This window comes from Haloferula chungangensis (assembly GCF_042664875.1).
In the GTDB taxonomy this organism is placed as follows: Bacteria; Verrucomicrobiota; Verrucomicrobiia; order Verrucomicrobiales; family Akkermansiaceae; genus Haloferula; species Haloferula chungangensis.
The window spans coordinates 1-1,287 of the sequence record NZ_JBHTBS010000052.1 but is presented as its reverse complement, the minus strand read 5'-3'; the positions used below and the strand labels follow the sequence as shown (position 1 = coordinate 1,287).

General features: G+C 57.0%; 1 protein-coding gene. It reads right to left on the bottom strand.

What is annotated here, in order from left to right:
* Positions 1-15 precede the first annotated feature (15 nt).
* Positions 16-1,287, bottom strand: a 1,272-nt coding sequence (locus ACFQY0_RS21125; RefSeq protein ID WP_379717023.1) for an ISL3 family transposase, incomplete at its 5' end; no start/stop codon positions are given.

The window sequence follows — 1,287 nt, the reverse complement described above, 5'->3', positions numbered from 1 at the left end:
GGCTCTCCTGAGATTTTAGTGGGTAAGCGGGCATTGATTTTTGAGCGTGAGATTACCCGCGATCCAGTAGGCGATGGCACGAAAATTCTCGAAACGACGGTATCCTCTAGCTCGTCTTTTGGCTAACTGTAGCAGTCCGTTTATTGCCTCGATGGCTGCGGATGTCGTGTAGTTCTGATAGTATCCGAGTATCCCGTCCCAGTGGCGCCGTAGGGTGCGCCCGAGTTTCACCATCGGTTCAAGTCGTGATCTCTGGCACCAGCTCAATACTTCCTTGAGGTGCACTTCTGCTGCGTCGCGCGAATCATAATGCCACGCATCGGAGAGGAAATCCCTGATGGCGTGAGCCCGTCCGAGCTGCGCGTGCTCTTCGCACAAGGATTCGCGAAGCTCCCTTTGATCGTCCTTGAGTCGCTCCGCATTTCCACGCAAGGCCCACATCGCTCCTTTGGGAAGCTTTCCATGCTCTCTGGCGACTTCCTTGCGGACCTGGTCACATGCTTCGCCGCAGAGCTTCATCACGTGGAAGCGATCGAAGCAGATCTGGCCGAGAGGAAATTCAGCTCCTGCGCCGGCGATGAAAGCGGGGCTCATATCCATGGCGATTTCGCCGACCTGTTCTCGCGGCACTCCCCGGCGATCAAGCTCCCGAGCGAATGCGTCGAAGGTTTCCTTGCCCTTTCCTGGAGTGAAGAAGAGTAACCGAGCTACTTTTGATCCACCCCGAGCCGGAGTGCTTTCCTTGCCGTCGATCTCGAGGAAGGCCGTGCCGTATTTGTGCCCCTTGCGGGTGGACGTTTCATCTACCCCGAGGCGTTCGAGCGAACTCCAGTCCGCATCCAGCCAAGCTTCATCGACCCGGGTCCTGATCAGATGCCAGATCCGATCCTCGCTTGCACCCGTCTGACGTGCGACCTCGGCGACAGGGAGCACCTTTGCCAGGCCTAACAGGAATGCTTCCATGAGCAGGGTGAATCCGCTGCCTGGTTCGGCCCAAGGAACCGCCACGGTCTTGACCTTGCCGTCGCTTCCTACGATCCGGGGAACTCTTGCCTCCAAGAGAGTCCGGTGCTCGAAGAATTTCAGATGCTCCCACTTGCGAACGCGGGTATCATGCACCGGGCAGGTTTCGCCGGTCGACTCGTCCACAAAGCGAGATCCGCGTTTGAAATCGATTCTAATCACCAAGCTCTTCGCCTCTGGATTGAAGTCGCATTCGGTGACCACCCAAGGATCTGCCAAACCCAACGCTTGCTTAAAAAGTGCCTCAACTGACATCCCCAGAAG